Consider the following 3,900-nt stretch of genomic DNA (forward strand, 5'->3'; position numbering starts at 1 on the left):
GCCCCGGCGAGCCGATCTCCTCGCCCATCTCGAACAGTATCTTAACGTTGTAGCCAAGCCGCCCTTCGCGCGCCTCGATCACCGCCTCGAGCGCCGCCAGGTTGACGCTGTGCTGGCCCTTGTTGTCGGCAGTGCCGCGACCGAAGACGCGGCCCTCGACGAAGGTCAGCGCCCAGGGTGCGATGCCCTCGGCCCACTTGCTTTCCTGGCCATCGGTCACGTCGCCATGGCCGTAGAGCAGTAGCGTGGCAAGCGCGGGGTCCTCGATGCGCTCGCCGATCAACAGCGGCGGCATGCCCGGCTGCGGGTTGTCGACGATACGGCACTCGAAGCCGAGCGAGACGAGCAGGGGAGCCATCTCGTCGGTCAGGTAGCGCTCGAGGGTCGCAAAGCAGGCGGGATCCTGGCTGACCGTACGCATGGCCACGCGCCGGGCGAGGGCCTTGTAGAAGCTGCCGTCGGCGAGTCCTCGCAGGGCGCGTTCGATGGCATGCTGTCGCTGGGCTTGCGGTATCGTCATGGCCGACCTTCTTCTGGTAGGGGGCGAAAATGCTTCGAGCCTATCGCTTGCCCGGGTTTGCAACCATCATTAATATTTCAAATTATCTTTGCTTTTTTTAGAAGCACTTCTGCCGCTTCGACCCCCGTCGGCAGCGGCCCTTCGACCCTTCATTTGCCCGGAGCGAGCCATGCAGGAACTCAACCTTCGCTACTTTCACAGCGTGGCGAAAACAGGTTCACTCTCGGCGGCGGCCCAGGAGCTGCACGTGGCGGTGTCGGCGGTCAGCCGACAGATCACCAATCTGGAGCAGCGCCTGGGGCTTGCGCTGTTCGTGCGCCAGCCGCGCGGCATGGCGCTGACCGAGGCCGGCGAGCGGCTTCTGGCCTATGCTCTGCGCAACGAACTCGAGCTCGCCGGCGTGATCGACGAGATGCGCGGCATCCAGAAGCGCCAGCAGAAGACGCTGCGCATCGCCTGTCCGGACGGCATGGCCTGGCACTTTTTGCCCCGCATCATCGCCCGGTTCGCCGCTGGGCATCCGGACGTCGATTTCGAAATGAAGGTCGTCGATTCCGCCCAGGCATCGGCGCTGGTCAAGCAGGGAGAAGTGGATATCGCGCTGACCTTCAGCCTGTCCGTCGACATCGGCATTCGGGTGGTGTCGAGCCACGGCGCCGCCATCGGTGCCTTGATGGCGAGTTCCCATCCGCTGGCGCAGAAGAGCACGCTGAGCGTCAAGGACCTGGCGGACTATCCGCTGGCGCTGGCCGATACCGGCTCCACGGTTCGCTACCTGTTCGATGTCGCCTGCCGGCTGGCCGGCATTCGCCTCTGCGCGCGCGTGGCCGGCAATACGCTCGGCGTGATCTACACCCTGGTTTGCGAGCACGCGAGCATGGTGGGGCTTTGCAGCGCGATATCGGTCAGCGGCAAGGTCGAATCCGCCGGCCTGGTGCACAAGCCGCTGACGGATCCGCCGCTGGCCCAGCGCAGCCTGCAGGTGCAGGTGATGGCCGAGCGCCAGCTGCCCGGTCACATCGACGCCTTCATGGCCTACCTCGATGGGCAGCTTCCCGCCGCCGGGCCGGGCCCGACGGCGTCTTGAGCCGCTAGAAGGGGCCGATATCCATGGCCACCGCCACGGCCACGAACAGCCCGCCGGTCACGATCCAGAGCAGCACCAAGGGCCAGACGAACTTGAACCACTCGACGTAGGAGACCCGGGCGATCGCCAGGCATGCCATCAGCGTGCCCGACAGTGGCGTGATGATGTTGGTCACCGCATCGCCGAGCTTGAAGGTGATGAAGGTGGCCTGACGGGTCACTTCCAGCATGTCGCCGATCGGTACCATGATCGGCATGACGATGGCCGCCTGGCCGGTACCGGAGGTGATCAGGCCGTTGAACACCAGGTTGAACAGGTAGAGAAACTCCATGGCGACGATTTTGCCGTGACCGTCGAGAGAGGTCGCCACTGCATGGACCAGAGTGTCGATCAGCTGTGCCTGGCGCAGCAGCACGATGACCGCAGCGGCCACACCGACCACCAGGGCGCCATACAGCACCTCGCGTGCGCCGCTCATCAGGCGTTGAATGAAGGTATTGGGCGAAATGCGCGCAATCAGCGCCGTGGCGATGCCCATCATGATGAAGGTGGCGGAGAGCTGGGGAATGCCCCAGCCATGGTTGAAGGCGCCAAAGAGAAAGAAGCCGAAGCCGAACACGAACAGCGCCAGGACCCACTTGTGGGTGCGCGTGAACGGCGCATTCTGCTCCGGCTCCCCGTCGAGTGCGATGCCCTCGAAGGCCGCCGCGCCCATGACGCTGGCCGCCGGGTCCTGCCTGACGCGGCGAGCGTAGCGACAGATGTAGGCGGCGGTGATGGCGAGGAACACCACGAAGATGGCGGCGCGATAGAGGACGCCTGAAAACAGCGGAAGCTCTGCAATGGTCTGGCCGGTCACGGTCACGGTCGGGTCGAATACCCCGGCGCCGAACCCCGCGTAGGAGCCCAGGAAGATGATCGCGACCCCCACCACCGGGTCGAGCTTCATCGAGCGGGCCAGAAACAGGCCGATCGGAATGAAGGCGATCGCCAGGTTCGCTCCCACGCCCACCGAGGCGAGCGTGGCGAAGGTGGCGCAGAAAATCAGGATCAGGACGTTCTGGCGGCCTTTCGCCAGGCGTAGAAGCTTGTAGATGCCCGCGCTGATCGCCCCGGTGGACTCGATCACCTTGAGCACGCCGCCGACGATCAAGATCAGAAACACCAGCGTGGATGCGTTCACCAGGCCATTGTGCATGGCGGTGAACAGGTCCATCGGGTTCAAGGGGGCGGCGTCGATGAAGCGGAAGCTGTCGGTGTCCACCTGGGTCAGCCCGCCTTGGGTCGAGCGCTCGTAGGTGCCGGCGGGAATCAGATAGGAGGCGATCAGCACCAGCACCATGAAGGCGAACAGGATGATGAACACGTCCGGCATGGCGCGTTTCTTCGGCGGCTTTCCAGGCGCAGGTGTGGCAGGGGAAGAGTGGGTCTCTTGCATCGATCTCTCCGCGTCAGCGTTATGGTTTTAATTGGGGAGATGCCCGGGCCGGGCGTTGGGCGGTCGCGTTCGTGGTGGTCGCGGCGATCTGAAATCACGCTATCAAGTAAGCCAAACGTCGACAATTGTGTATTTGACAAGGCGTGCTTCTAATTTAGGCAAGCGAGACCGGGCTCGACGAGCCCGCGTGGGGAAGTTGAAAGATCGATCTTTTCTAAATTAAGCTTTCTTGTCTTGACACTCGACAAGGACAGGGAAATGAGCGTGAGTTCCAAGACGTTGGGCGTTACCGCAGGCGTCATCGTCGCAGCCGGAGGGCTCTACCTCGGGGCCCAGGCGGTGGTGGGCAACGAAGTGGAGAAGTCGCTCGCCGACGCCTTCGATCGACTCGAGCGCTCGCCCTCCTGGCGCGTGAGGGACGTCCACATCGAAAAGCATCTATTTCACACGACTGCCCGGGCAACCCTGGGGATGGCAGGGAACGACGCTGCCCAGGCCGAACTCGACCTCAACGTCGACCATGGCGTGTTCAAGAGCCCCGTGACCGGAACGCTGACGCCCGCCGGAACGTTTCTGGACGGAACCCTCGACATCGACATGACGGCCTCCTGGCGGGGGATCGCCGGGCAGCTGCGCGCCGAGTCGCTGCAAACGGTGGAGGAGGGCGTCGACGGCGCGCTGACCAACCTCGTGGTGGATGTCGACTACGCCGACGAGCACGACTGGCGCATCGCCTCGCTCGCCGACGACATCTCCATCACGCGCTGGGCGCAGGTGCCGCCGTTTCGACTGGTTTCGCCGCGCTGGGAGATCTCCTCCCGAGGCGAGCGAGGCGATGCGCCAGTCGTGCTCGTC

General features: G+C 64.2%; 4 protein-coding genes. 2 read left to right on the plus strand and 2 right to left on the minus strand.

What is annotated here, in order from left to right:
• The coding region (locus tag BIS11_RS12500) for a M20/M25/M40 family metallo-hydrolase (RefSeq protein ID WP_253586156.1) at positions 1–520 on the minus strand (520 nt) is incomplete at its 3' end.
• Between the two features lie 169 nt (positions 521–689).
• Here BIS11_RS12500 and BIS11_RS12505 point away from each other — a divergent pair.
• On the plus strand, positions 690–1,607 hold the full coding sequence (locus tag BIS11_RS12505; protein WP_253586158.1) for a LysR family transcriptional regulator: 918 nt from the start codon (positions 690–692) through the stop codon (positions 1,605–1,607).
• Positions 1,608–1,611: 4 nt separating this feature from the next.
• Here BIS11_RS12505 and BIS11_RS12510 read toward each other — a convergent pair whose 3' ends face one another.
• Complete coding sequence (locus BIS11_RS12510) at positions 1,612–3,045, minus strand: YfcC family protein (RefSeq protein WP_253586160.1); 1,434 nt, start codon at positions 3,043–3,045, stop codon at positions 1,612–1,614.
• 258 nt (positions 3,046–3,303) lie between these two features.
• Between BIS11_RS12510 and BIS11_RS12515 the strand changes: the two genes are divergently transcribed.
• The coding region (locus BIS11_RS12515) for a DUF945 family protein (protein WP_253586161.1) at positions 3,304–3,900 on the plus strand (597 nt) is incomplete at its 3' end.

The sequence above is a fragment of the Halomonas sp. 707D4 genome, from assembly GCF_024158685.1.
Lineage (GTDB): Bacteria > Pseudomonadota > Gammaproteobacteria > Pseudomonadales > Halomonadaceae > Vreelandella.